Origin of the sequence: Streptomyces sp. NPDC056231 (genome assembly GCF_048270745.1) — a bacterium.
Lineage (GTDB): Bacteria > Actinomycetota > Actinomycetes > Streptomycetales > Streptomycetaceae > Streptomyces.
The window spans coordinates 34,091-55,977 of sequence record NZ_JBLVKW010000052.1; the positions used below are offsets into that span (position 1 = coordinate 34,091).

Annotated in this window: 19 protein-coding genes; 9 read left to right on the forward strand and 10 right to left on the reverse strand. The window is 70.2% G+C overall.

The features are described from left to right. Positions 1 to 50: 50 nt before the first annotated feature. Together ACNPQM_RS30455 and ACNPQM_RS30460 are read right to left on the reverse strand one after the other, a co-directional pair. The gene (locus ACNPQM_RS30455) at positions 51 to 317 is read right to left on the reverse strand and encodes a hypothetical protein (protein ID WP_327244355.1); all 267 of its coding nucleotides are present in this window, start codon (positions 315 to 317) and stop codon (positions 51 to 53) included. Positions 318 to 571: 254 nt separating this feature from the next. Next, entirely contained in the window at positions 572 to 1,507 is a 936-nt protein-coding gene (locus ACNPQM_RS30460) for an AurF N-oxygenase family protein (RefSeq protein ID WP_418086482.1), read from the reverse strand. A 178-nt stretch (positions 1,508 to 1,685) separates the two neighbouring features. Between ACNPQM_RS30460 and ACNPQM_RS30465 the strand changes: the two genes are divergently transcribed. Then, positions 1,686 to 2,789, forward strand: coding sequence for a ferritin-like domain-containing protein (locus tag ACNPQM_RS30465; protein ID WP_358857380.1), 1,104 nt, complete (start codon positions 1,686 to 1,688; stop codon positions 2,787 to 2,789). Positions 2,790 to 2,963: 174 nt separating this feature from the next. On the opposite strand, the gene ACNPQM_RS30470 is transcribed toward ACNPQM_RS30465, so the two are convergent. From ACNPQM_RS30470 to ligD, 7 genes are all read right to left on the reverse strand, one after another. Next, complete coding sequence (locus ACNPQM_RS30470) at positions 2,964 to 3,839, reverse strand: alpha/beta fold hydrolase (RefSeq protein ID WP_418086483.1); 876 nt, start codon at positions 3,837 to 3,839, stop codon at positions 2,964 to 2,966. Between the two features lie 121 nt (positions 3,840 to 3,960). After that, entirely contained in the window at positions 3,961 to 5,490 is a 1,530-nt protein-coding gene (locus tag ACNPQM_RS30475) for a penicillin-binding transpeptidase domain-containing protein (protein WP_418086484.1), read from the reverse strand. Next, complete coding sequence (locus tag ACNPQM_RS30480; RefSeq protein ID WP_418086485.1) at positions 5,487 to 6,866, reverse strand: FtsW/RodA/SpoVE family cell cycle protein; 1,380 nt, start codon at positions 6,864 to 6,866, stop codon at positions 5,487 to 5,489. The genes ACNPQM_RS30475 and ACNPQM_RS30480 overlap by 4 nt, the downstream gene beginning before the upstream one ends. A 217-nt stretch (positions 6,867 to 7,083) precedes the next feature. Beyond that, positions 7,084 to 8,409, reverse strand: coding sequence for an ATP-binding protein (locus ACNPQM_RS30485; RefSeq protein WP_418086486.1), 1,326 nt, complete (start codon positions 8,407 to 8,409; stop codon positions 7,084 to 7,086). A 239-nt stretch (positions 8,410 to 8,648) separates the two neighbouring features. After that, positions 8,649 to 8,966 (reverse strand): zinc-ribbon domain-containing protein, encoded by a 318-nt coding sequence (locus tag ACNPQM_RS30490; protein ID WP_358857385.1) that lies wholly within the window; start codon positions 8,964 to 8,966, stop codon positions 8,649 to 8,651. After that, positions 8,963 to 11,122, reverse strand: a complete 2,160-nt coding sequence (locus tag ACNPQM_RS30495; protein WP_418086495.1) for a HEAT repeat domain-containing protein — start codon at positions 11,120 to 11,122, stop codon at positions 8,963 to 8,965. Before ACNPQM_RS30495 ends, ACNPQM_RS30490 begins: the two co-directional genes overlap by 4 nt. A gap of 127 nt (positions 11,123 to 11,249) precedes the next feature. After that, entirely contained in the window at positions 11,250 to 12,137 is an 888-nt protein-coding gene (ligD, locus tag ACNPQM_RS30500; protein WP_418086487.1) for a non-homologous end-joining DNA ligase, read from the reverse strand. Positions 12,138 to 12,207: 70 nt separating this feature from the next. Here ligD and ACNPQM_RS30505 point away from each other — a divergent pair, with 70 nt between their 5' ends. Then, a complete protein-coding gene (locus tag ACNPQM_RS30505) occupies positions 12,208 to 13,266 on the forward strand; it encodes a Ku protein (RefSeq protein ID WP_358857387.1) in 1,059 nt (352 codons plus the stop codon). A gap of 126 nt (positions 13,267 to 13,392) precedes the next feature. Here the strand turns inward: ACNPQM_RS30505 and ACNPQM_RS30510 are convergent, their stop codons facing one another. Further along, complete coding sequence (locus ACNPQM_RS30510; protein WP_418086488.1) at positions 13,393 to 15,342, reverse strand: S53 family peptidase; 1,950 nt, start codon at positions 15,340 to 15,342, stop codon at positions 13,393 to 13,395. A gap of 368 nt (positions 15,343 to 15,710) precedes the next feature. Between ACNPQM_RS30510 and ACNPQM_RS30515 the strand changes: the two genes are divergently transcribed. The 7 genes from ACNPQM_RS30515 to ACNPQM_RS30545 all read left to right on the forward strand — a co-directional run bounded on the left by ACNPQM_RS30515 (position 15,711) and on the right by ACNPQM_RS30545 (position 21,710). Continuing rightward, complete coding sequence (locus ACNPQM_RS30515; protein ID WP_418086489.1) at positions 15,711 to 16,028, forward strand: hypothetical protein; 318 nt, start codon at positions 15,711 to 15,713, stop codon at positions 16,026 to 16,028. A 430-nt stretch (positions 16,029 to 16,458) separates the two neighbouring features. Next, on the forward strand, positions 16,459 to 17,136 hold the full coding sequence (locus tag ACNPQM_RS30520) for a DUF429 domain-containing protein (protein ID WP_358857389.1): 678 nt from the start codon (positions 16,459 to 16,461) through the stop codon (positions 17,134 to 17,136). A 19-nt stretch (positions 17,137 to 17,155) separates the two neighbouring features. Next, complete coding sequence (locus ACNPQM_RS30525) at positions 17,156 to 17,545, forward strand: hypothetical protein (RefSeq protein WP_418086490.1); 390 nt, start codon at positions 17,156 to 17,158, stop codon at positions 17,543 to 17,545. 583 nt (positions 17,546 to 18,128) lie between these two features. Further along, positions 18,129 to 18,989: an SAM hydroxide adenosyltransferase gene (locus ACNPQM_RS30530; protein WP_418086491.1), complete on the forward strand. Its 861-nt coding sequence runs from the start codon at positions 18,129 to 18,131 to the stop codon at positions 18,987 to 18,989. 212 nt (positions 18,990 to 19,201) lie between these two features. After that, on the forward strand, positions 19,202 to 20,071 hold the full coding sequence (locus tag ACNPQM_RS30535; RefSeq protein WP_358857391.1) for an ABC transporter substrate-binding protein: 870 nt from the start codon (positions 19,202 to 19,204) through the stop codon (positions 20,069 to 20,071). Positions 20,072 to 20,082: 11 nt separating this feature from the next. Further along, positions 20,083 to 20,973: an amino acid ABC transporter permease gene (locus ACNPQM_RS30540; protein ID WP_418086492.1), complete on the forward strand. Its 891-nt coding sequence runs from the start codon at positions 20,083 to 20,085 to the stop codon at positions 20,971 to 20,973. Continuing rightward, positions 20,970 to 21,710, forward strand: a complete 741-nt coding sequence (locus ACNPQM_RS30545; protein ID WP_418086493.1) for an amino acid ABC transporter ATP-binding protein — start codon at positions 20,970 to 20,972, stop codon at positions 21,708 to 21,710. The genes ACNPQM_RS30540 and ACNPQM_RS30545 overlap by 4 nt, the downstream gene beginning before the upstream one ends. Positions 21,711 to 21,887 lie beyond the last annotated feature (177 nt).

The following is a 21,887-nucleotide window of genomic DNA, read 5'->3' on the forward strand; positions in this document are numbered from 1 at the left end:
AGGGTCCGGCAATCAAGAGGCGGCCGACGCACCCCGCCCGGACCGGCGGGTCAGCTCGGTTTCGACCAGGGCCACTTGAGAGTGTGGCGCTCGCGGCCCTCGGGGGCGTACTCGTACACCCAGCCGCGCTGCACACCCAGCCGCTTGGAGTATCCGGCCGGGACCCGTCGGTACGCGTACACGGTGGCCGGTCCGCCGTCGGCATCCGGCACCGGGACCTCGTACCACTTGGGCGGGTGGCCGGTCGAACCGACCAGGACGGGGAGGACCCGCCCGTCCAGCGGGCCGCCCCTGAAGGTGGTGTTCTCGCTTCTCACGTCCCCAGTCTGACCCAGGGCGTGTTCCGGGGCTCACGGGGACCGGCCGGTCCGCCGGCCTCCCGGCCGGACCGGAGGCGGTCTCCAGTGGCAGCAGTGCCGCCGCCACGGATGCCGTCTCCTCGTCCCTCGCCGCGGTGGCCGTGAGCAGGGCGATCAGCTGTGCCCGGCCGATCAGGGGCGGACAGGCCGCGGCTCCCGGCCATGATCCGCCGGGCACTCCCTGCGCCGCCCCCTCCGCCGGGGGAGCCGGCTCAGGCCAGCAGACCCGAGCTCTTCCACAGCCTGCGCCCCACCCCGTTCAACACGCCGATGTCGTCGAGGAAGTCCGTCAGCCGCTTCGCACCCGACTGCATGACCTCCGCCCGGTGGCCGCTCGCCTTCACCTGGGCGACGGCCTCGCGGCGGTCCAGGCCGACGTTCTCGTACACCTGCGGGTTGATGAGGCAGACAGAGAAGACACGCGCCGCCTCCCCGCAGCTCAGCCGGGTGAGCTCGCGCTCCCAGCGGGGTGCCGTGACCATCTGGCGGCGCAGCTCCTCGCGGGCGTAGCGCACGTGCCGTGCTTCCTCGACCACATGGATCCGGGTCACGCCGCGCACCAGCGTCTGGACGCGCTCGTCCGGGAACGTCAGACGCTGCATCCAGTCGAGGATCTCCTCGCCGAGCAGGGTCGCGGCGAACGAACCCGGCGTCGTGGACACGGTCTTCAGAACCCGCGCCAGGTTGTGGTAGACGCGCGGTACGGGATAGCTGGGCGCCCGCCCCCACTGGATCATGCGGCCGAACATCATCGAGTGCCGGCACTCGTCGGCTATCTCGGTCAGCGCGTAACGGACATGATTGCTGGTCACCGGCTTGTCGTAGATGTGCCGGACCAGCAGTTGCATCAGGATGATCTCGAACCAGATGCCGAGCGAGGCCAGCGACGCCGCCTCGTGCCGGGCCAGGTCCATCCGCTGCTCCTCCGGCATCCTCCGCCACAGCGGGGTGTCGTAGAGGGAGACGAGCTCGGGCGGCCAGAACCACTTGCCGTCCTCGACCGCCGCATCCCAGTCGAGCTCGGTGTCCGGATCGAAGGAGTGCTTGGCCGAGGACTCCAGGAGGCGCTCGGCGATCTGCTCGCGGTCCCGTAGCGGGCCGAGTGCGTCGCGGAGCACCCGCACGTCGCGTCCGGTCACTGTCGTCATGGCTGAGGGCACCTCGCACGTGGGTTACCGGGGGTCACTGCTTATGAGACTGCTTGTCAGTAAGACAGTCAATCCCTGACGCACGACTTGTTGACCCGGCGTCCAGCAGCGTGTGAACCTGCCAACCGGCGCAACCGCAGCGGAACTTGTCCGAGCATGCGAGGCGAAGGAGCCGTCCGTGTCGACACACGACCTCTACACCACCGCCCCCGACACGCCCCTCTGGCAGGTGCCCGCCTCCGGCGCGGCCCGCTTCAACTGGGATTACGACGACGGCCGTGAACGCCTTCTCGCCCTCTACCAGAAGGGCAAGGACAAGCAGTGGGACGGCAACAAGCGCATCGACTGGTCCCTGGAGGTCGACCCCGCCGACCCGCTGGGCACCCCCGACGAGGCCCTCACGCTGTACGGCACCCCGCACTGGGCCAAGATGACCGAGAAGGACCGGGGTGAGCTGCGCAAGCACTACACCTCGTGGCAGTTCAGCCAGTTCCTCCACGGTGAACAGGGCGCGATGGTCTGTGCCGCCCGGATCGTGGAGTCGGTCCCCGACCTGGACGCGAAGTTCTACTCCGCGACCCAGACCATGGACGAGGCCCGGCACGCGGAGATATACGGCCGGTTCCTGCACGAGAAGGTGCAGATGCTCTACCCGGTCAACGACAGCCTCCAGGGCCTGCTCGGCGACACGCTGCGCGACTCCCGCTGGGACATGCCCTACCTGGGCATGCAGGTCCTGATCGAGGGCCTGGCGCTGGCCGCGTTCGGCATGATCCGCGACACCACGGCCAAGCCGCTGCCCAAGCAGATCCTCGCCTACGTCATGCAGGACGAGGCCCGGCACGTCGCCTTCGGCCGGATGGCGCTGCGCGACTACTACAAGCAGCTGAGCGACGCCGAACTGCGCGAGCGCGAGGAGTTCGTCATCGAGGGCTGCTACCTGATGCGCGACCGCCTCAGCGGCGTCGAGGTGCTGGAGAACTTCGGCATAGGCACGCAGGAGGCCAAGGAACTCTCCGAGCACTCGGAGTTCCTGCAGCTCTTCCGCAAGCTGCTGTTCAGCCGGATCGTCCCGTGCGTCAAGGACATCGGTCTGTGGGGCGAGCGGCTGCAAAAGGCGTACGTCGACATGGGCGTCCTCGAACTCGGCGACTCCAGCCTCGACCTGCTCATGGCCCAGGACGAAGAGATAGCCGAGCAGCTGGACCGGGACCGGTTCGCGGCGGAGGAGCAGGCGCGGGTCGCGGAGGTCGAGGAGGCGATAGCGGAGGGCGCAGCCTAAGGGCTGTCCCGTCATCCCTGGTGGATCAGCGCGCGGCGTCAGATGTGGTGCATCGCAAGGCGGAGGGGCGTCCTCATACTGGGTGTATTCGGGCGTTCCGACAACGCGGCGAGGTGCCGCAGCTGTCGTCGTGCGCCCGCCAGGGATCACGGGACAGCCCTTAGCGGTCGGCGGTCAGAGGCCGGCTGTGAAGGTGCGCACCAGCTCCGCCACCCGCACCGGAGCCTCCAGCAGCATGGCGTGCGTTGCCGCGATGCCCTCGGCGGTGACGCCCGGCCGCTGCGTGACCAGCTCGGCCAGATCCCGGGCCAGGCCCCGCCCGTACGCGTCCATCAGCTCGTCCATCCACTCCAGTCCGGGCGTCGGCGGGACGCGGTGCAGGGCCCGGACGATCAGGAGCGGACAGGTGGCGCGCCGGAACACGGTGAACAGGTCCAGGGCGTCCATCGCGTCGAGCATCTCCAGGGCGTTCGGCCGCTCGGGAAGCAGCTGCCAGCCCCCGCCGTCGAGTTCACGCACGCTCGCACGGAACGCCGCCTCGGCCCGTTCGTACGGGATGCCGAGTCCGGTGCTGTACGCGGCCTGCTGCTGCACGTAATCCGCGGGCATCCGCCGGCCCGCCGAAGCCCGTGACATCGCCCCGATGTCGGCCAGCCGCTGCGCGACCGGCTCCGGGTCCAGCCCCGGATACTGCGCGGGGCGGCCCCACCAGAAGCCGTCCAGGTCGACGGCTCCCCGCACCCGGCCCGGCCGCTCCGCGGCGTACAGCGCGGCGAGCATTCCGCCCAGCGAGTGTCCGACCGGGACCACCGGGCCGGTGATCCCCCGGGCGGCGAGCGCCTCGTCCAGAGCCGTGAGCGCCGCGCCGAAGGACCAGACGGGTGCGGCGGCGCTGCGGCCGTGGCCGGGCAGGTCCACGGCCAGTACCCGGTGACCGGCCGTCAGCAGGGGGGCGACGGAGTCCCAGTCGGCGAGGGAGCGCGAAGCGCCGTGGAGCAGCACGAGCGGTGGGCCCTCGCCGCCGTGGTCGCGTACATGGAGAAGAGGCATGGACTCACCGTAGGGCGCCGAAAAAGGGTCGAGATCATCCGTGGGCAGGACGGAATGAGCCGCTTCCGTGGGTCATGATGGATATACGAGGGGCGGACGGCAGCCACCCGTGTCGTACCCGTCAGCGTGTGCCGCCCCGCACGCGCTGTTCCGAGCCGCGAGACGCTCCGGACGGGGGCGCGCCTCCCGTGCCGCCGGCTTGCAGCGCCGCCTCCATGACGGCCCGGGCGATCGGCGCCGCGCTGCCGCCCCCGCTGATGTCGGCCCGCTTCGCGGCGGCGTCCTCGACGACCACCGCGACCGCGACCGTCGGCCGGCTCGAGTCGGGCGCCTGGGCCCACGAGATGAACCAGGCGTACGGAGTGCCGGAGTTGTCGATGCCGTGCTGAGCGGTGCCGGTCTTGCCGCCGACCGTCGCCCCGTCGATCGCGGCATTGGACCCGGTGCCCTGCTCCACGACGTCGATCATCATCTGCCGCAGCTGCGTCGCGGTCCGCGGGCTCATCGCCTGGTGGTAGGAGCGCGGGCGGTTCTGATGGACGGTGGTGCCGGTGCTGGTCGTCGTGCGGTCCACCAGATACGGGTACTTGAGGTCACCGCCGTTCGCGACGGCCGACGCCACCATGGCCATCTGCAGCGGTGTCGCCGACGTGTTGAACTGTCCGATCGACGACAGGGCCAGCTGGTCGTCGCTCATGTCGGTGTCGAAGTTGCTCTTTGCCACGCCGGACGGGATCTTCAGTCCGGTGTCGTTGAAGCCGAACTTCTGCACCGCCTTCACCATCCCGTCCAGCCCGACCTCAACACCCAGATGGGCCATCACGGTGTTGCACGACACGCGGATCGCCTCGGCGAGCGACGCGTAATCGCAGCCGCCGGCCTCGTTGGGGAGCGTGGTGCTGGTCCCCGGCAGGACGTACGGGGACGGGGTGTCGGTCTCCGCGTAGGGGTCCTCGACCACACCCGCGTCGAGCGCCGCGGCCGCTGTCACGATCTTGAAGGTGGAGCCGGGCGGATAGGTCTGCCGGATCGCCCGGTTGAGCATCGGCTGGCTCCTCGCCCTGTTGAACTGCAGCCAGGCGTCGGTGACCGAGGAACCGGTGCCGGAGAGCCGCTCGGGGTCGTACGAAGGCGTCGAGACCAGCGCCAGGATCTTGCCGGTCGACGGTTCGAGGGCGGCGACCGCACCCCGCCGCCCGCCCAGCCCGGCGTACGCGGCGCGCTGCATGGAGTCCTTGACGGTCGTCGCGACATTGCCGCCGGGCTGCCGGCTGCGGGTGATCTCGTCCCACAGCGGCAGCGGGGCGAGCAGCGGATCGGTGCCGGAGAGGATGTCGTCCTCGGCGTTCTCGATGAGCGTCGTGCCGTACGTCTGCGACGCGTACCCGGTCACCGGCGCGTACAGCTGCCCGTCGGTGTAGGTGCGCTCGTAGGCGAGCTGCTCGTCCGTGTTCTTGGAACCGGTGACCGACGTGCTGCCGACCAGGATGTTGCCCCGCGCCTGGTCGTAGCGGGCGATCGTCCGGCGGCGGTTGGCGGGGTTGTCGTCCAGCTCGTCCGCCTGGAAGACCTGGATGCGGGCGGCGTTCAGCAGCAGCGCCATGAGCAGCAGCAGGCAGAACGCGGCGGCCCGCCGGATGTAGCGGATCACGACGGGTCCTCCACGATCGGTGCGATGACCCCGTTCTCCACCTGATCGGGGTGGGGGGTGCGGGCGAGGTCGCTGACCCGGATGAGCAGCGCCACGATGATCCAGTTGGTCACGACGGACGAACCGCCCTGGGCGAGGAACGGCATCGCCATGCCCGTCAGCGGGATCAGCCCCATCACGCCGCCCGCGATCACGAAGACCTGGAGGGCCAGGATGGATGAGAGCCCGATCGACAGCAGCCGCCCGAAAGGGTCGCGCAGGGCGAGCCCGGCCCGGTAGCCGCGGGCGACCAGCAGCGCGTACAGCAGGAAGATCGCGGTCAGCCCGGACAGCCCGAGCTCTTCGCCTGCCGTGGCCAGGATGAAGTCGGACTTGGCGGCGAAACCGATGAGGATGGAGTGGCCGAGACCGAGCCCGGTGCCGAGCATCCCGCCCGCGGCGAACGCGAACAGCGACTGGGCGAGCTGGCTCGGTCCCTGGCCCGCGGCGATGGAGGCGAACGGATCGAGCCAGTCCTGCACCCGGCTGTGCACATGCGGCTCGAAGGAGCCGACGGCGAACGCGCCGACGGCGGCGAGCAGCAGCCCCACCGCGATCCACCCGGTCCGGCCGGTTGCCACGTACAGCATGATCACGAAGAGGCCGAAGAAGAGCAGCGAGGTCCCCAGGTCCCGCTCGAGGACCAGCACCCCGACACTGAGCAGCCAGATCGCCACGATCGGGCCGAGCACCCGGCCGGTGGGCAGCTGGAGTTTCCAGATCCTGCGGCCCGTGTAGGCGAGCGCGTGGCGGTTCGCGGAGAGGTAAGCGGCGAAGAAGACGGCGAGCAGGATCTTGGCGAACTCGCCCGGCTGGAAGGAGAATCCGCCGATCCGGATCCAGATCTTGGCACCGTTCACCGCGGGGAAGAAGATCGGCACGATCATCAGGACGAGCGCCGCGGCGACCGACAGGTAGGCGTACCGCTGGAGCACCCGGTGGTCGCGGAGGAAGACGACGACCACGATGAAGAGCGCGACTCCGAGCGTCGACCAGACCAGCTGGGTGGGCGCCGCATGGTCCTTCGGGGTCTCCAGGTCGAGCCGGTAGATCAGCACCAGCCCGAGACCGTTGAGCAGGACGGCGATGGGGAGCAGCAGCGGATCCGCGTGCGGGGCACGGAAGCGGACGGCGAGATGGGCGAGGAGTGCGAGCAGCCCGAGGCCGGCACCGTAACCGGCGACATCGGGCGGGATCGCGTGGTCGTGCGCGAGGCCGACGGCGGCGTAGCCGTAGACGGAGATGAGGACCGCTCCGATGAGGAGTGCGAGCTCGACCCCGCGCCGCTTGGGCAGGCGTAGCTGCGGCGGGGGCGCGTCCGTCCTCGTTGCGGTCATGCCACGCAACGTAGCAAGAGGTGCGACATATTCCCTTTATGTCACTTCATTTCCCTTAGAGGCCGCGCGGAGAGGTGGGGCGGCGTCGCGGGGCGATGGGCGGCGCCTGGCGGCGTTGTCGTCGGTCGACGACGCTCCACGTCGCTTCCCTCCTCCGCCTTGCCAAGCTTGCCCCTCGCCCCGCTCCTTCCTCCACCCCACCTATCCGCGCGGCCTCTTACGTCGCCTCTGTCTGGTCGTCGTGGCCGGGCGGTTCGCCGCCGTCGAGTCGTACGTATTCCGGGAGCGTCAGCCGCGCCACCGCCCCGCCGTCCTCCGCGTTGGCGAAGACGAGCTCGGCGCCGATGACCGCCGACTGCCCGACGGCGATGGTCAGTCCGAGCCCGTGGCCCTTGCCGCCTTCCTCGGTACGGAACCGCTGCGGGCCACCGGCCAGCAGATAGTCCGGGAATCCCGGACCGTGATCGCGTACGGTCACCACCGGCCCGTCGACCGTCACGACCACCGGGGGCCGGCCGTGCTGGTGCGCATTGGCGATCAGATTGCCGAGGACCCGCTCCAGCCGCCGCTTGTCGGTCTCGACCCGCACGGGCCTCGCCCCGGTTCCGGCTTCCGCCCCCAGGACGCGGACCTCGGTCTCCGTTCCCGAGGCGCCCGCCACTCGCACGGCGAGCGGAGCCAGTTCGTGAACCGCGAGATCGACCTCTTCCGTGCGGGCGTCGAGCCGGGAGATCTCCAGCAGATCCTCCGTCAGCGTCCGCATCGTCCGCACCCGGTCCCGCACCAGCTCGGCCGGGCGGCCCGCCGGCAACAGTTCGGCCGCAGCCGAGAGACCGGTCAGCGGGGTGCGCAGCTCGTGCGCCACGTCGGCGGTGAAGCGCTGCTCGGCCAGCAGTTTGCGCTGGAGCGTGGATGCCATCGTGTCCAGCGCACCGGCGACGATCGCCACCTCGTCCTGCGGGCGCGACGGGTCCGAGGTACGGGGATCGTCGACGCGGGCGTCGAGATCGCCCGCACCGATCCGGCGGGCCACCTGAGCGGTCTGGTGCAGCCGACGGGTGACCCGGGTGACGGCAAACGCGCCGACCAGCAGCGTGGCGCCGATCGCCAGCAGCGAGGAGCCGACGATCGCCCGGTCGAGGCTGTTGATCACGTGGGCGCTCCGGCTGTAGTCGATCGCGGTGGCCAGCGCGCGGCCGTTTGCCGGGGCTGCCGCCCACATGGCCGGACGCCCGTGGTGGTCGGCGACGAGCGTGCCCTGATGCCCGCTCACGGCGAGGGCGCGCAGGGACGCGGGCAGCCCGGGCGGATCGATGCCGGAATCCGGCGGGAGCTCCTCGCCCGCCTTGTACGCCGCGATGACGTCGTTCAGCCGGGAGAGCGCCTCGGTGCGGGCCTCGTCGACGGTCTCCCGGGTCACCGCGGTGTGCACCAGTACGCCCAGCAGTGCGGCGAACGCGCAGCACATCACGGTGATGAACACGGCCGACTTCCAGGCGAGCGTCGCGGTCCACGCGGGCGCGCGCAGTCCCGGTCGCCTCATCGCCGCCCCGCGGAGGCGGTGGCCGGCGGCGGCACCATGGTCGCTTGGGGGCTGGGCTTCGCGCTCGGCCGGCCGGCCACGAGGGCCGCCCTCGCGCGGCACATCACCCGGCGGCGCAAGCGCATGACTCCCTCCCTTCCCGGACGTCGGGTCATGGGTCCGCCGACCCGTGACCCGACGACCTTATGCGGAAGGAAGTCCCTTATGCCCTTTTTGCTGTCGGCATAGCCGCGGCTGTGTCAGTGCTGGTAGGGGTTCTGCCCGTCCTGGGCATACCCCGGCTGCTGCTGGGCCTGTCCGAACGGGTTGCCGTCCTGCGATGCCACGTGCTGCGCCAGCAGTTGGTCGGCCTGCTCCTTCGGGATCTTCTGCTCCCCGCCGCAGAACGTGCACTGCGTCGCGTACTTCGTCGAGAACGGGAAGAGCGGCACGAAGAACAGCGTGAACTTCGTGACCCGCTTCCGCAGTGTGTGCGCGGCCGGATTGCTGCACCAGCCGCAGACCATCGTCAGAACGGCCAGTTGGTACAGATAGCCTCGCGTACCAAAAATGATCATGTCGTGGGCCCCTTCCCCGTTGCTTCTTCAAGCGCTCGCCGGCAGAGCACCAGCAGCTTTTCGTCCTCGTATGTGTCGTGGCTGCCGTAACCGCCGTCCATGGCGTTGTGACGTCGTACGGAGGCGAGTTCGGCGCGCAGTACATGTGCCGCATCCGACCCTGCACCAGCAACACCCATCAGCGCCAGGCATTCGGCCACCCGGACCCTGACATGACGGTTCATCTCCCAGGCGGCCAGCATGACCGGTACGGACTCCTCGGTCCGCCCCGTCACCTCCCACAGCGCGATCGCCGCGTCCACCCGCAGCCACAGCTCGTCATGGACCAGCAGCGCCCGCAGCCGGGGGGCCGCCACGGCCGCGCGCGCACCCAGCCCGCCCAGCGCACTCACCGCCGCGCGCCGCCCGTGCGCATGGTCCGCCCCCAGCCCCTCGATCAGAACCGGCAGCACGGCCTCCGCGTCCCCCTCGACCGCCCACAGCGCCTGAGCCGCTTCCGTCGCCGCCGGGGTCCCGGTGCTGCGGATCAGCGCCCGCAGCTCCGGGACGGCGCACCGGGCGGCCGGGCCGAACGAGCCGAGCGCCCGCAGTGCCGAGGTCCGCAGCCACTCCCCGCGGTACTCCGGCGCCCCGCGGAGCACCCGGAGCACCTCCGGCGCCGCCTCGCCCGCCCGCAGCGCGGTCAGCCCGCCGAGCAGCGGACTCGCCCGGTCGTACAGCCCCTCGTCGAGATTGAGCCCGCCCAGCCTGCGCCGCAGCACTTCGGCGAGCGGGGCCGCGGCCGCTCCCAGATACCCGATGGTGGACCCCACGTCGTGCGGCACCTCGGGCCGCTCCAGTGCGGCGGCCAGCGCGGGCACCGCCCGGGCGTCACCCAGCCGGGCCAGCGCCTTCACCGCGCTGCCGAGCCCCGGCGGCTCGCTCTCCCGCTCCTTCACCCAGGACCCGGGATCCGCCGCCACCCGCGCCGCCAGCGCGTCCGCGGCGGGCGCGGCCAGGCCGAACAGCTCCTCCAGCATGTGCGAGGCGGCCTGGGCCAGCCGCGGCTCGGGGTCCGCGAGCTGGGCACCCACGAGGCGGACCAGCTCCTCGTACGAGCCCCGCCAGGCCCGTATCAGCCCGCTGCTCATCCGTACCGCATCGATGCGCTGCCAGCGGTCGGGGCTGCGCAACTGGTCGATCAGCAGCGCGCTCCGGTCGGCGACCCGGTCATCGAGCCCGACATGCAGCGTCCGCAGCAGATCTGCCGTCCAGGGGGCGCTGCGCCCGGCGGATTCCGCCGCGGACAGCGCCCGCAGCTGCCCCACCAGGGTCACCGGCGCACCCCGCTCCTCGGCCGATTCGCCCGGCTCCGGCTCGTCGAACTGTGCGGTGGCGCCCACCGGATCCGGCACACCGGCTGAGGTGCCGGGCGTCGAGCGCAGCTCCGTCAGCAACCCCGCCACCAGCCGTACGACATCGCCCGGCAGCGCGTCCGGTGCGCAGCGGGCCAACTGGGCGAGGGCAGCCAGCCGCAGCGCCGGGGTGTACGCCTCCGCGACGAGCCGGCTCAGCCAGTCCGCCGTCTGCCCGGCCAGCGGGCGGTTCCGCAGCGCGACCCGGCCCGCCGCCTCCACGAGCGCGAGCCGCACCTCCTCGTCCGGCTCCACCGGCAGCCGCTCCCGCAGCAGCGCGAGGACCCCCGCCGGGTGGCTGTGCAGCGTGGCGAGCGCCAGCGGCGCGGCGAGCCGTACCCCCTGGTCCTCGTCGGCGATGAGCTCGAAGAACGCCCCGGCGCCCGCAGTGACGGCCGAGGCCGCCATGGCGTAGTTCGCCGCGTCCTCGATCTCCTCCTCGTCGAACTCCTCCCCGTCGAAGTCCTCGTCGTCGTCCGCGTCCAGATCGATGCCGCCGATGCTGGTGAGCAGCTCGACGATGCCGCCCCGGTCGTGGATCCCCGGGTCCACGACCAGCTCGAAGAGGAAGGGAATGCAGGCCAGTGTGCAGTCGTACACATCCCCCTGGTGGTGAACGGCCCCGTACATACCGTCCAGCGCCTGTTCGCGCTCCGCCGGATCGGCGGACGCGAGCCCCCGCAGCAGGCTCGGCACGTCGTCGGCAGGCCCGTACGCATGCTCCATCGAGGCCCAGTTGACCTCGTCGATTCCCGCGAACATGCCGTCGCCTCCCCGCGCATTCACGTATTGCAGTGTCTGCGCAGAGTGTGCACCACGGCCCGGGCAATCCACCCGCCACATGCAGCCTTTTGCTTACAGACATGACAACGGCCGGATGCGTGCGCCATCAGGGCAGCGGCCGGGCCCGGTTCGGGTTGATGAGCGGGCCGAGCAGATCCCCGTACCGCTCCAGTCGCCCGGCCATGTCACCTGCCAGAAAGACCAGCTCGGCGGGGCTCCGGCAGTCCTCGATCTCCGCCCAGGTGACGGGCGCGGACACGGTCGGTTCGGTCCTGGCGCGCAGCGTGTACGGGGTGGCGGTCGTCTTCGCCGCAGCGTTCTGGCTGAAGTCGACGAACACCTTCCCCGGTCGCAGCGCCCGCGTCATCCGGCGCACCACGAGCTCCGGAAGATCCCGCTCCGCCTCCACCGCCAGCTGTTTGGCGTACGCCGACACCCGGTCGGAGGAGACCGGCTCCAGCGGTACGAGCACATGCAGCCCCTTCGATCCGGAGGTCTTCCCGTACGCGAGGAGCCCGTCCGTCGCCAGCCTGTCGCGCAGCCACAGCGCCACCGCGCAGCACTCCACGACGGTTGCCGGATCCCCAGGATCGAGGTCGAACACCATCCGGTCGGCGACACCCGGCCTGTCGGCCTGCCACTGCGGCGTATGGAACTCCACCACCAGGTTCGCCGCCCACATCAGCGACGCCAGATCCTGGATGAGCACCTGTCCGGCCTGCTGCGCCATGTGCCGCGGCACCTCGGCGATCCGTACCCAGGACGGGGTGCCCGGTGGCGGGTTCTTGGTGAAGAAACGCTGCCCGTCCGGCCCGTCCGGATAGCGCAGGAAGGACACCGGCCGGTTGTACAGATGCGCGAGCAGGGACCCCGCCGCCGTGGCCGCGTAGTAGTGCAGCACCTCGCCCTTGGTGGTTCCGGTGGCCGGATACAGAACCTTGTCGAGATTGCTGAGCGCCAGGCGCCGCCCCTCCACCTCTGTGATCGGCGTCATACGATAAGAATCACATGAATTCGGGACCAACAGTGATCTATCGGCATTGCCATGGACAAAGGGGTGAACGGTGAGGTCCATCTGGAACGGCGCGATCTCCTTCGGGCTGGTCAGCATCCCCATCAAGCTGGTCAACGCCACCGAGAGCCACTCGATCTCCTTCCGCCAGATCCACCTCGCCGACGGCGGCCGGATCCGCTACCGGAAGGTCTGCGAAATCGACGAGCAGGAAGTGACGGCCGCCGAGATCGGCAAGGGGTACGAGGACGCGGACGGCTCGATCATCCCGATCACCGACGAGGAGCTCGGCTCGCTCCCGCTGCCCACCGCGAAAACGATCGAGATCGTCGCCTTCGTGCCCGCCACCGAGATCGACCCGCTCCAGATGGACACGGCGTACTACCTCTCCGCCAACGGAGTCCCCGCCGCGAAGCCGTACACGCTGCTGCGCGAGGCCCTGAAGCGGAGCCAGAAGGTGGCCGTCGCCAAGTACGCGCTCCGCGGCCGGGAGCGGCTCGGCATGCTGCGCGTCGTCGACGACGTGATCGCGATGCACGGCCTGCTCTGGCCCGACGAGATCCGTGCCACCGACGGTGTGGCCCCGGAGACCGACGTCACGATCCGCGAAGCCGAACTCGACCTGGCCGACGCCCTGATGGCCACTCTCGGCGAGGTCGACATGGACACCCTCCACGACGACTACCGCGAGGCGGTCGAGGCGCTGATCGCCTCGAAGGCCTCCGGCGAGGCACTCGAACCGGCAGCAGCCGGCGAGACCAGCGGTGGCAAGGTCATCGACCTGATCGCGGCACTGGAGAGCAGCGTCCGGGCGGCGAAGAAGGCCCGCGGCGAGGAGGTGGAAGAGGCGGAGGGATCCGAGAGCGCACCGGTGGCCGAGGTGACGTCGCTCGCCACCCGCAAGAAGAGCGGCGGAACCGGCGCGAAGAAGAGGGCCTCCGCGACCGCCACCCCCCGGAAGGCCGCTGCGAAGACGTCGACGCCGGGCAGAACCCCGGCGAAGAAGACCGCCGCACGGTCGACCACGAAGTCGGCCGCGAAGACGGCGACGAAAAAGACCGCGAAAACCACGGCCAAGAAGGCAGCACCCAGGAAACGCGCCTCGGCCTGACGGGACGCCGGCAGTCGCTGCCCCTGCCCGCGGCGACGTGGCGCTGCCGAGCTGTCCGCAAGGTCTGCCACGCAGGACTGCCCCGGCGCCGAAGCTCCGGGGCAGTCCTCGCATCGAGCCCGTGCGTCAGTGCCGGCGGTACGAGTTCACGTATCCGGCTGCCGGAGTCCCGACACCAGTCACGTCGTCGTATCCCTTGACCGCCTTGAGCGAGGCGTCCTTGCCGAGGCTGCGCACCGACGTCAGCAAGCCGTCCGCCGCGTCGGAGCCGTTGGCGAAGTCGACGCGGGCGACCGCGAGGTCACGCTTGGCACCCAGCGGGTGGTCGGTGACGTCGTGGTACGCCGCCGAGCCGTACCGGGCGTAGATCGCCGGGTTGGCGAAGCCGAGCGGGCGGCCGTGCTGGGCCTGCTGCGCGAGCGCCTGAACGCCCGCGATGACCGGCGCCGCCAGCGACGTGCCACCGATGCGGTACTCGTCGTAGCCGAGGGAGCCGTCGGGCAGCGTCTGCGTCTGGCCGACCAGGAAGCCGGTGTTCGGGTCGGCAACCGCCGCGATGTCCGGGGCGGTGCGCATCCGGGTCTTGCCGTTCGCCCGCGCGAGCGAGTCCGGGACGACACCGCGCTGGTAGAACGGCTGCTTCACGGTCGAGCTGGTGCCGCCGCCCGCGCCCGAGGTGTATGCGCCGGGGAAGCCGGTCCAGCTCTTGCCGTCGGCGGCGAGGGACGCCTTCAGCGTGCCCCAGCCGGTCTCCCACTGGTACTTGTCGTGTTTGCCGACGGCCAGTGAGGTGCCGCCGACCGACGTCACCCAGGCGGAGTTGGACGGGACGTCGATCTGCTTCGTGCCGGTGGACGCGACGTTGTCGCCGTCGTCGCCGGAGGAGAAGTAGAAGCCGATGCCCTCGACCGCACCCATCTTGAAGACCTGGTCGTACGCGGCCGCGACGTCCGGGGTCTCGTTGGCCTCGATGTCGCCCCAGGAGTTGGAGACGATATCGGCGAGCCGGTGGTCGACGATCTTGTTGAGCGAGTCCAGCAGGTCGGCGTCGTAGCAGGACGCGCCGCCCACGTAGACGATGTCGGCGGCGGGCGCGACCGCGTGCACGGCCTCCACGTCGAGGGTCTCCTCGCCGTACCAGCCGGAGGCCCCGCACTCCTCGGTCTTCGTGTAGTCGTCCGGCAGGACCTGGCGGAGCTGCCCGCGCTTGTACGGGGCGTCGCCGTTGCGCGCGGCGTACTCGGCGGCGTCCTTCGCGATGGTCGGCGAGGCGTACGCGTCGGTGATCGCGACGGTCACGCCCTTGCCGGTCCATCGGCCCGCACCGTACGCGGCGCGCAGCTGCTTGCCGGTGTAGCCCTTGACCGCGTACGGCACCTTGGAGCCGTAGGCGCTCGGCAGCGTCGAGGCCGTCCTGGAGCCGAAGTACGAGGAGAACGGACCGGAGTTGCGGAACACCGCGTCCGGCGGCGGCAGCGTCTCGTCGTGGCTCGACTTGTGCGGCGCGTTGTCCAGACCGGAGACGGCGAGGACGGCGTCGCTCAGCGCGGCCGGGACGGAGGCCGTGGAGGACGGGGCGCGGTAGGTCCGGCTGCCCTTGCGGTAGTTGCGCAGCTGGGTGCTGAACGCCTTCTCGGCCGCGGCGACGTCACCGGTGGCGGAGACGTAGTGCTGATGGGCGCCGGTGACGGTCAGCCCGCTCGACTTCAGCCACTGAACGACCTGGTCGATCTGGTGCTGGGTCGCCCCGAAGCGGGCCTGCGCCTCCTTGGCGCTCAGGTACTTCCCGTAGGAAGGGGACGCCGGGTCGGACACGGCGGTGGCGTAGGCGGCCAGCCCCTTCGCGTCCCGGCCGGCCAGATGGACCCGGACACTCACCTTTCCGCTGTCGGCGGTGGGCCCCTGGTCGGCCTTGGCCGTGGCCCAGACCGGCTTGGTGCCCTGCAGAGCATCGCGTCCGGCAGGGGCGGAGTCCGCGCTGGCGGACGGGATGCCGAGGGCGAGTGCACCGGCGAGCAGCGGCAGTGTCGCTGCCATGCTCAGCCCGGCGCGACGTCTGGCACGACTGGTTCTCATGTAACCCCCTGCGATGTGGGTCTTCGCGTGTGGAGCATGTGCCGGATGATGTGCACATGTAAGCCGCCACTCTGGCGAGGATCCCTTTACGTAAGGGGCATGCGTTCACCAAAAGACTGTCAAGAGGGGGCGACCGAAGGGAAGTTCGAGGTGAAAGGTCGGGAATGTGTGCGACCGTGAGGGCGCTGCTCCGACCGCCTTTGACCGGTTGTTGCGCGTGTCCACCCGGAAATCGGCCATTACCTCGCGAGCGGGACCGCTCCGCCGGACCGACTCGCGGTGGGGCGTGGACGGCAGCGGCGGTTTCGACCGAGGGGCGCCGTGAACGCCGCGTCCGCTGGCTGACCTCCGCGACCACCAACTACCGCGTGTGGAAGATGCCCGGCGGCATCCCCGCCAACGGCACGCAGGTGCTCATCGACCTCATGGGCTATATCGGCGCCATCCTCAGCAGCGAGAAGCGCTACCAGGACTCGGCACGCGACCTTCTGCTCGACTGCACGGAAGCCCAGGTCTGCATCGCGCACAGCCTGCCCGCGGTCGTGCTCGGGCGGCCGGTCCCCTGGCTCCCGGTCGCAGACGCTCACCGGGGCGCACGCCGCTTCAGCGTCCGGTTCCGCTGGCGGGACGGGAACGGCATACAGGAGCGCGTGCTGCCGGTCCGGCGCGGCGAGACGAACGTCTGACCTGACGGTCCGTCCCCGCCCTGCGTGGCATCCGGCCTGCACGGCCACGAAACGTGGCCGTGCAGGCCCTTGTCGCGTTCTGGAGCGCCGTGGCAACCGGGACCGGCACCGCGCCGGGTCGTGCCGACGGCGGATGGGCTTGTGACATGAAAAAGACCTTCCGATCAGTGTTTCCACTGGTCGGAAGGTCTATCCGGAAAGCGCCTCCGGCGGGGGACACGGGACATGGGGACAGGTCGGACCGCTGGTCGGAGACGGGCAGCTGGTGATCCAGACCGTCGTCCGGCTGAACCGGTGGAGCGTTGGGAGAGGTCGCAGGTGCGGGTCCCCGGCAGGGCACAGACAGCTGGGAACGGCGGCGGGTGGCAGTTTCTGGGATCGTGGGTGCCGCTACGTTGCGGCTCGGCTTGTGCGCGAGGGGTGGGGTGGGATGGACGTCCTTGGGGTCGACGCCTGTGGTAAGCAGGGGTGGGTCGGGATCAGGCTCACGGGCGGCGCGTACGCGGGCAGCCTGGTGGATCCCCGGCTCAAGAGGCTGATCGAGCGCGCCGCCGAGGTGGATGCGATCGCGGTGGACATGCCGTTGGGCCTGGTCGAGAAGGGCTGGCGCGCTGCAGATCTCGCGGCCAGGGCGCTGCTCGGGGTGCGGCGCAGCAGCGTTTTCCCCATAGCGCCAAGAATGGCGTGGCAGGAGCAGGACTACAGGGCAGCCGCCGGCCGATGCCAGGAGCTCACCGGTAATCGGCTGAGCCAGCAGGCGTGGGCGCTGAGACCGAAGCTGCTTGAGGCGCGGGCGTGTTGGCTCGCCGATGAGCGGATCCACGAGGTGCACCCCGAGGTGTCCTTCTACGCCTTGGCCGACGGAGTACCGCTGGCTTACGCCAAGAAGACCTGGCGCGGCCAGAACCTGCGCCGCTCCATGCTGGCCGAGGCCGGCCTCGTGCTCCCGGACGAGATTGGCGAGGCGGACCGCATTCCCGTGGACGACGTGCTCGACGCCGCTGTCGCGGCCTGGTCGGCGCACCGGATCGCGCTCGGGACAGCGAACCGGGTTCCTGAGGTGCCCGAGCTGGACGCAGAAGGGCGCCTCGTCGAGATTCGATACTGATCAATCCACCACGCGGGTGATGGCTCCTGACGGCACCGCGGTTCCCGTCTGCTGTGCCATCGCCCACCATCTGCGAACTCGCACCGATTTCCTTGTCGGGCTGGGCAAGAGGGGCAAGTCATTGCTGGCCGACGCGACCGTGCACTGGCGCTTCGAGATCCGCGAGTGTGTCGCTGACAGCAGCGACACGGCAGCCTTCGGCACCTTGGCCGGCTGTCTCCCCGACGGCGTGCATGCGGCGGAAATGCATCTTGCTGATGCCATGACTGTGCTGAGCGAACTCACCCTCGAATACCCGCCCGCGGAGGGCTCTCTCGAAGCATGCCTGCGGGTGATTGCCCGGCATCCGGGCGAACTGCCGCCAGGTGCCGTGCTGTTTCCGGCGGAGTGCGGGGATCGCGTGCACTGACTGGCTCCAGCGCTTCAAGGACCTTCTGGTGCAGGGACCGGCTGCTGTCGTGACGCGGCAAGACGCCTCCAGCAGATCAGGGCGCATCCGAGGGTGAGGAAGGCTTTGTGGATGTCGTCGCGGATTTCCCAGCGGGTCCGCAGGCTCGCCACCACCCGCCAGCGCGGGTTTCGGACCCCAGTGAAGTCGAGCACCGTCTGGTCCCGCGCGGTGGACAGCGGCAGCGTTGAAGAAGCGGGTCACCCGGGTCGCACTCCCAACGCGGTCCTTGCCGACCGATCCGCGTAGCCCCTCCCCGCGACGGTCCCGGTCCACATGCTGGTCAGGGTGGATCGGGTGGGTATTTGCGGTGCTAATGTGCCCTCCATGCTGCACACCACCACCCTCGCCATGATGCGAATGATGCCCCGAATGTCGGAGGCGCTTCGCTAGCGAAGCCGTGTGCGCGCAGGACGCGACGGACCCTCCGGCAACGGGGGGTCCGTTTTTTGTTGCCCCCGTTGCCTCCCGCGCTCCTCACCGATTCCCAGTCGTCCCCGTGGCTGCCGCGTGCGGCCGACTCCATCCGCAGGAGAACCTCGCCATGACCCACCCCCCGGTCATCTCGCTCACCGATTGCGCCGACCCCAACGCGGTGGCCCGACAGTCGGCCAGGATCGCCGCCCTCTTCGGAGCCACGCCGAGTGTCCTTCCGCTGACCGGGCCGGACCCGGAGGGCGTCGCCGCGCTCACGCTGCTCGACCTGCTGCGCGCCACCGATCTCGTCGGCGGGCCGACGCACCCGGTCGTGGTGCTGGTCAATATCGCGCCGCGGGACGGCTCCTGGCCAAACGGGGCGCCGTTCTGCTACTTCCGCCACAAGCAGCACCTGGTGATCAGCACGTTGAATCCCCGAGTCCTCGCGCCGCTGTCGACCTACCTGGACCTGACGGAGATTCGGGTCACCGACGTACGCGAGGTTTTGGAGACGGCCGCCGCTCAGTGGGCCGAGCTGTCGCCGGCCGAGGCCGAGGAGATCGGGCGGACCCAGTTCCGCAGCCTCTGGTACGTGCCGCTGCTGGCCCGCTGGTTGGTGGACGGTCGCCCGGTCCCGGCGCGGCCGCACGTCGTGGGCGGGCCCGACCGGCGGGCGGCGGGCGCCGAGACGGCCGGCGCGGTGCGGGTCGCTGTGGTGGACAACTTCGGCAACTGCAAGCTGGACCGCCCCGTCGCTGCCATCCCCGGCCACCGGGCGGCGGCTGGTCTGTCCGTCCACAGCGCCCGCGACGGCCGCCGGATCCAGGTGCGCTGTTACGACCGGCTGCCCGATGTGCCGTACGGCGAGCCGGGCATCACCACCGGAAGTTCGGGGCTGGGATTCGCCGAACTGGTGGTGCGGGGCGGTTCCGCAGCCGAACTGTTCGGTCTGCGCGAAGGCGACCGGGTCCTCCATCCCATCGGCTGACGCTTTGTCGCGGCGTCTCGAACGACGGCCGCCTCCATTGACACCGCAGCGCACCGCCCGGAATGCTGAAGCGCATGTCCGGAATCCTCCGCCTGGTGCGCCGTCGGCACGTTGACCACGTGCGTTGCGCCGCCGATCTGTGTCGCTGAGCGCACTGCCCCCGCTTTTCTTTCGCACCGTCCGTTCCGGACAGCATTTCCAAAGGAACCCCCATGTCCCTTTCCCGCACGTCCCTCGCCGCCTCGCTGGGCGCCGTCGTGGTGCTGACGGCCGCCGCCTGCGCGCCCCAGCCCCAGAGCACGGCCACGGCCACCGCGACGGCCTCCGGCAACTGCGCGACCAGCCCGAGCCTCCACCGGCAGGGGCAGCTGACCGTCGCCACCGACTCCCCGGCCTACACGCCGTGGTTCGACCACAACGACCCGTCCAACGGCAAGGGCTTCGAAAGTGCCGTGGCCTACGCGGTGGCCGGCAAGCTCGGCTTCAGCCGGAACCAGGTGAAGTGGGTGGTCGAACCGTTCGACAACTCCTACGCCCCGGGACCGAAGAACTTCGACTTCGACATCAACCAGATCTCCAGCACCCCGGCGCGGGCGAAGGCGGTGGACTTCTCCACCAGCTACTACACGGCCAATCAGGCCGTCCTGGTACTGAACAAGTCCAAGTACGCGGGCGCCACTTCACTGGCCGCGCTCAAGGATGCCAAGATCGGCGTGCAGGTTGCCACCACCAGCTACCAGGCGGTGCTCGACGAGATAAAGCCCGGCCGGCAGCCGAGCGTCTTCAACACCACCAACGACGAGATCAACGCCCTGCAGAACGGCCAGATCGACGCGCTCGTCACCGACCTGCCGACGGTGTTCTACCTGGCCGGCACACAGGTGCACGGTGGCAAGATCCTGGGCCAGTTCGGCTACCACGGCGGCACGCCGGAGCAGTTCGGCCTGCTGCTGGGCAAGGGCAGCGGTCTGACCCCCTGCGTCAACCAGGCGCTCGCCGCGCTCAAGGCCGACGGCACGCTGGACAAGATCACCTCCCAGTGGCTGTCGGCCTCGGCCAATGCCCCCGAGCTCAAGCCGTAGCGGGTCGCACAGTGAAGCACGAGACCACGGCCGAGCTGAATCAGCAGGCCAACCCGCAGGACGAGCAGTACCGGCCGAGCGAGCGGCAGCGCGAGCGGGAGCGGTTCCGCCGCGCACGCCAGCGGCGCAACAGATGGATCGCGACCCTGTGCACCCTGGTGGCGGTGGCGGCGACCGTGGTCGCCTCGCCCGGCTGGGACCGGCTGCACAGCCGGTTCCTGGACGGCGCGGAGTTCCGCAAGACGTTCCCCGCGATCCTGGACGGCTTCTGGCTCAACGTCCAGATGTTCCTGATCGCCGAGGTGCTGATCCTCGTCCTGGGCCTGCTGATCGCCCTGGTGCGGGTCACCCGGGCGCCCGGCCTGCAGCCGTTGCGCCTGGCCGCGACCCTGTACGTGGACGTCTTCCGCGGAGTGCCGACCCTGCTGCTGGTCTTCCTGGTCGGCTTCGGCCTGCCGGCGCTCCAGCTGCAGGGCACCCCCTCCCAGCCCTGGCTGCTCGGAGTGATCGCGCTGGTGCTCTCCTACACCGCCTACGTCGGTGAGGTGCTACGGGCCGGCCTGAACTCGGTTCACCCCGCGCAGCGGAACGCCGCGCGGGCGCTCGGGCTCAGCGAGTCGCAGACCCTCCGGCGGGTGATCCTCCCGCAGGCGGTGCGCAACGTCCTGCCGCCCCTGCTCAACGACTTCATCGCACTGCAGAAGGACACCGCCCTGGTGGCCGTCCTCGGGCCGTTGGAGGCGCTGAGGGTCGCGCAGATCAAGGCGAACTACGACTTCAACTACACCCCCTACCTGGGGGCGGCAGCCCTGTTCATCGCGGTGACCATCCCCTTGACGAGGTACGCCGACCGACTGCAGCGCCGCGCTGCACAGCGCACCTGGGCGGAGGCTGGACAGTGAACGAGCCACTGCTGCGGATCAGCGCCCTGCGTAAGGCGTACGGATCGCGCCTGGTCCTGCGCTCGATCGACCTGGATGTCGCCGAGCACCAGGTGGTCTGCCTGATCGGTGGATCGGGCTCAGGCAAATCAACCCTGCTGCGCTGCATCGACCTGTTGGACGTCGTCGACGACGGCACCATCCATCTCGGCGGGACCGAGCTGACCGATCCTCGCTTGGACGCGAACCTGGCCCGCCGACGAATCGGCATCGTCTTCCAGGCGTACAACCTGTTCCCGCACCTGAACGTGCTGGACAACATCACGCTCGCCCCGCGCCAGGTGCACAAGGTGCCGCGCAGGCAGGCCGAGGAGTCGGCCCGCGAACTGCTCGCCAGGTTGGGCCTCGCGGACAAGGCGCACGACTACCCGGACCGGCTCTCCGGCGGCCAGCAGCAGCGGGCCGCGATCGCCCGGGCCCTGGCCACCGACCCGCAGGTGCTGCTCTTCGACGAGATCACCTCGGCGCTCGACCCCGAACTGGTGGGCGAGGTGCTGGACGTGGTCACGGACCTGAAGGAGCGCGGCCTGACCATTCTGATGGCCACGCACGAGATGGGCTTCGCCCGGCAGGCCGCTGACCAGGTCTGCTTCCTCCAGGACGGCGTGATCCGCGAACAGGGCACCGCGGAGCAGGTGTTCACCGACCCCCGCCACGAATCGACCCGGCGCTTCCTGTCCCGCGTGCTGGAACGCTAGTGCCCCTCCCGGCAAGCTTTGCCCCGTCGCACCGTCCAGCACGCCCTCCCCCAAGGCCTTAAGGGCCAGGGGGGACCCCCTTCCGCGTTGGCCAAAAGTCCTGGTAGCTCCGCTACAAGGACTTCCGCCCGCCTTGCGATCGCACGCACTGGACGACGCTCCTCACGGGGCAAACAT

What these genes read in the sequence shown, in the direction of transcription:
- ACNPQM_RS30510 (WP_418086488.1), bottom strand. Translation starts at nt 15,342, where the DNA reads ATGAGAACCAGTCGTGCCAGACGTCGCGCCGGGCTGAGCATGGCAGCG.
- ACNPQM_RS30525 (WP_418086490.1), top strand. Translation starts at nt 17,156, where the DNA reads ATGGCTCCTGACGGCACCGCGGTTCCCGTCTGCTGTGCCATCGCCCAC.
- ACNPQM_RS30470 (WP_418086483.1), bottom strand. Translation starts at nt 3,839, where the DNA reads ATGCCTCTTCTCCATGTACGCGACCACGGCGGCGAGGGCCCACCGCTC.
- ACNPQM_RS30490 (WP_358857385.1), bottom strand. Translation starts at nt 8,966, where the DNA reads ATGATCATTTTTGGTACGCGAGGCTATCTGTACCAACTGGCCGTTCTG.
- ACNPQM_RS30520 (WP_358857389.1), top strand. Translation starts at nt 16,459, where the DNA reads ATGGACGTCCTTGGGGTCGACGCCTGTGGTAAGCAGGGGTGGGTCGGG.
- ACNPQM_RS30495 (WP_418086495.1), bottom strand. Translation starts at nt 11,122, where the DNA reads ATGTTCGCGGGAATCGACGAGGTCAACTGGGCCTCGATGGAGCATGCG.
- ACNPQM_RS30485 (WP_418086486.1), bottom strand. Translation starts at nt 8,409, where the DNA reads ATGAGGCGACCGGGACTGCGCGCGCCCGCGTGGACCGCGACGCTCGCC.
- ACNPQM_RS30530 (WP_418086491.1), top strand. Translation starts at nt 18,129, where the DNA reads ATGACCCACCCCCCGGTCATCTCGCTCACCGATTGCGCCGACCCCAAC.
- ACNPQM_RS30480 (WP_418086485.1), bottom strand. Translation starts at nt 6,866, where the DNA reads ATGACCGCAACGAGGACGGACGCGCCCCCGCCGCAGCTACGCCTGCCC.
- ACNPQM_RS30535 (WP_358857391.1), top strand. Translation starts at nt 19,202, where the DNA reads ATGTCCCTTTCCCGCACGTCCCTCGCCGCCTCGCTGGGCGCCGTCGTG.
- ligD (WP_418086487.1), bottom strand. Translation starts at nt 12,137, where the DNA reads ATGACGCCGATCACAGAGGTGGAGGGGCGGCGCCTGGCGCTCAGCAAT.
- ACNPQM_RS30460 (WP_418086482.1), bottom strand. Translation starts at nt 1,507, where the DNA reads ATGACGACAGTGACCGGACGCGACGTGCGGGTGCTCCGCGACGCACTC.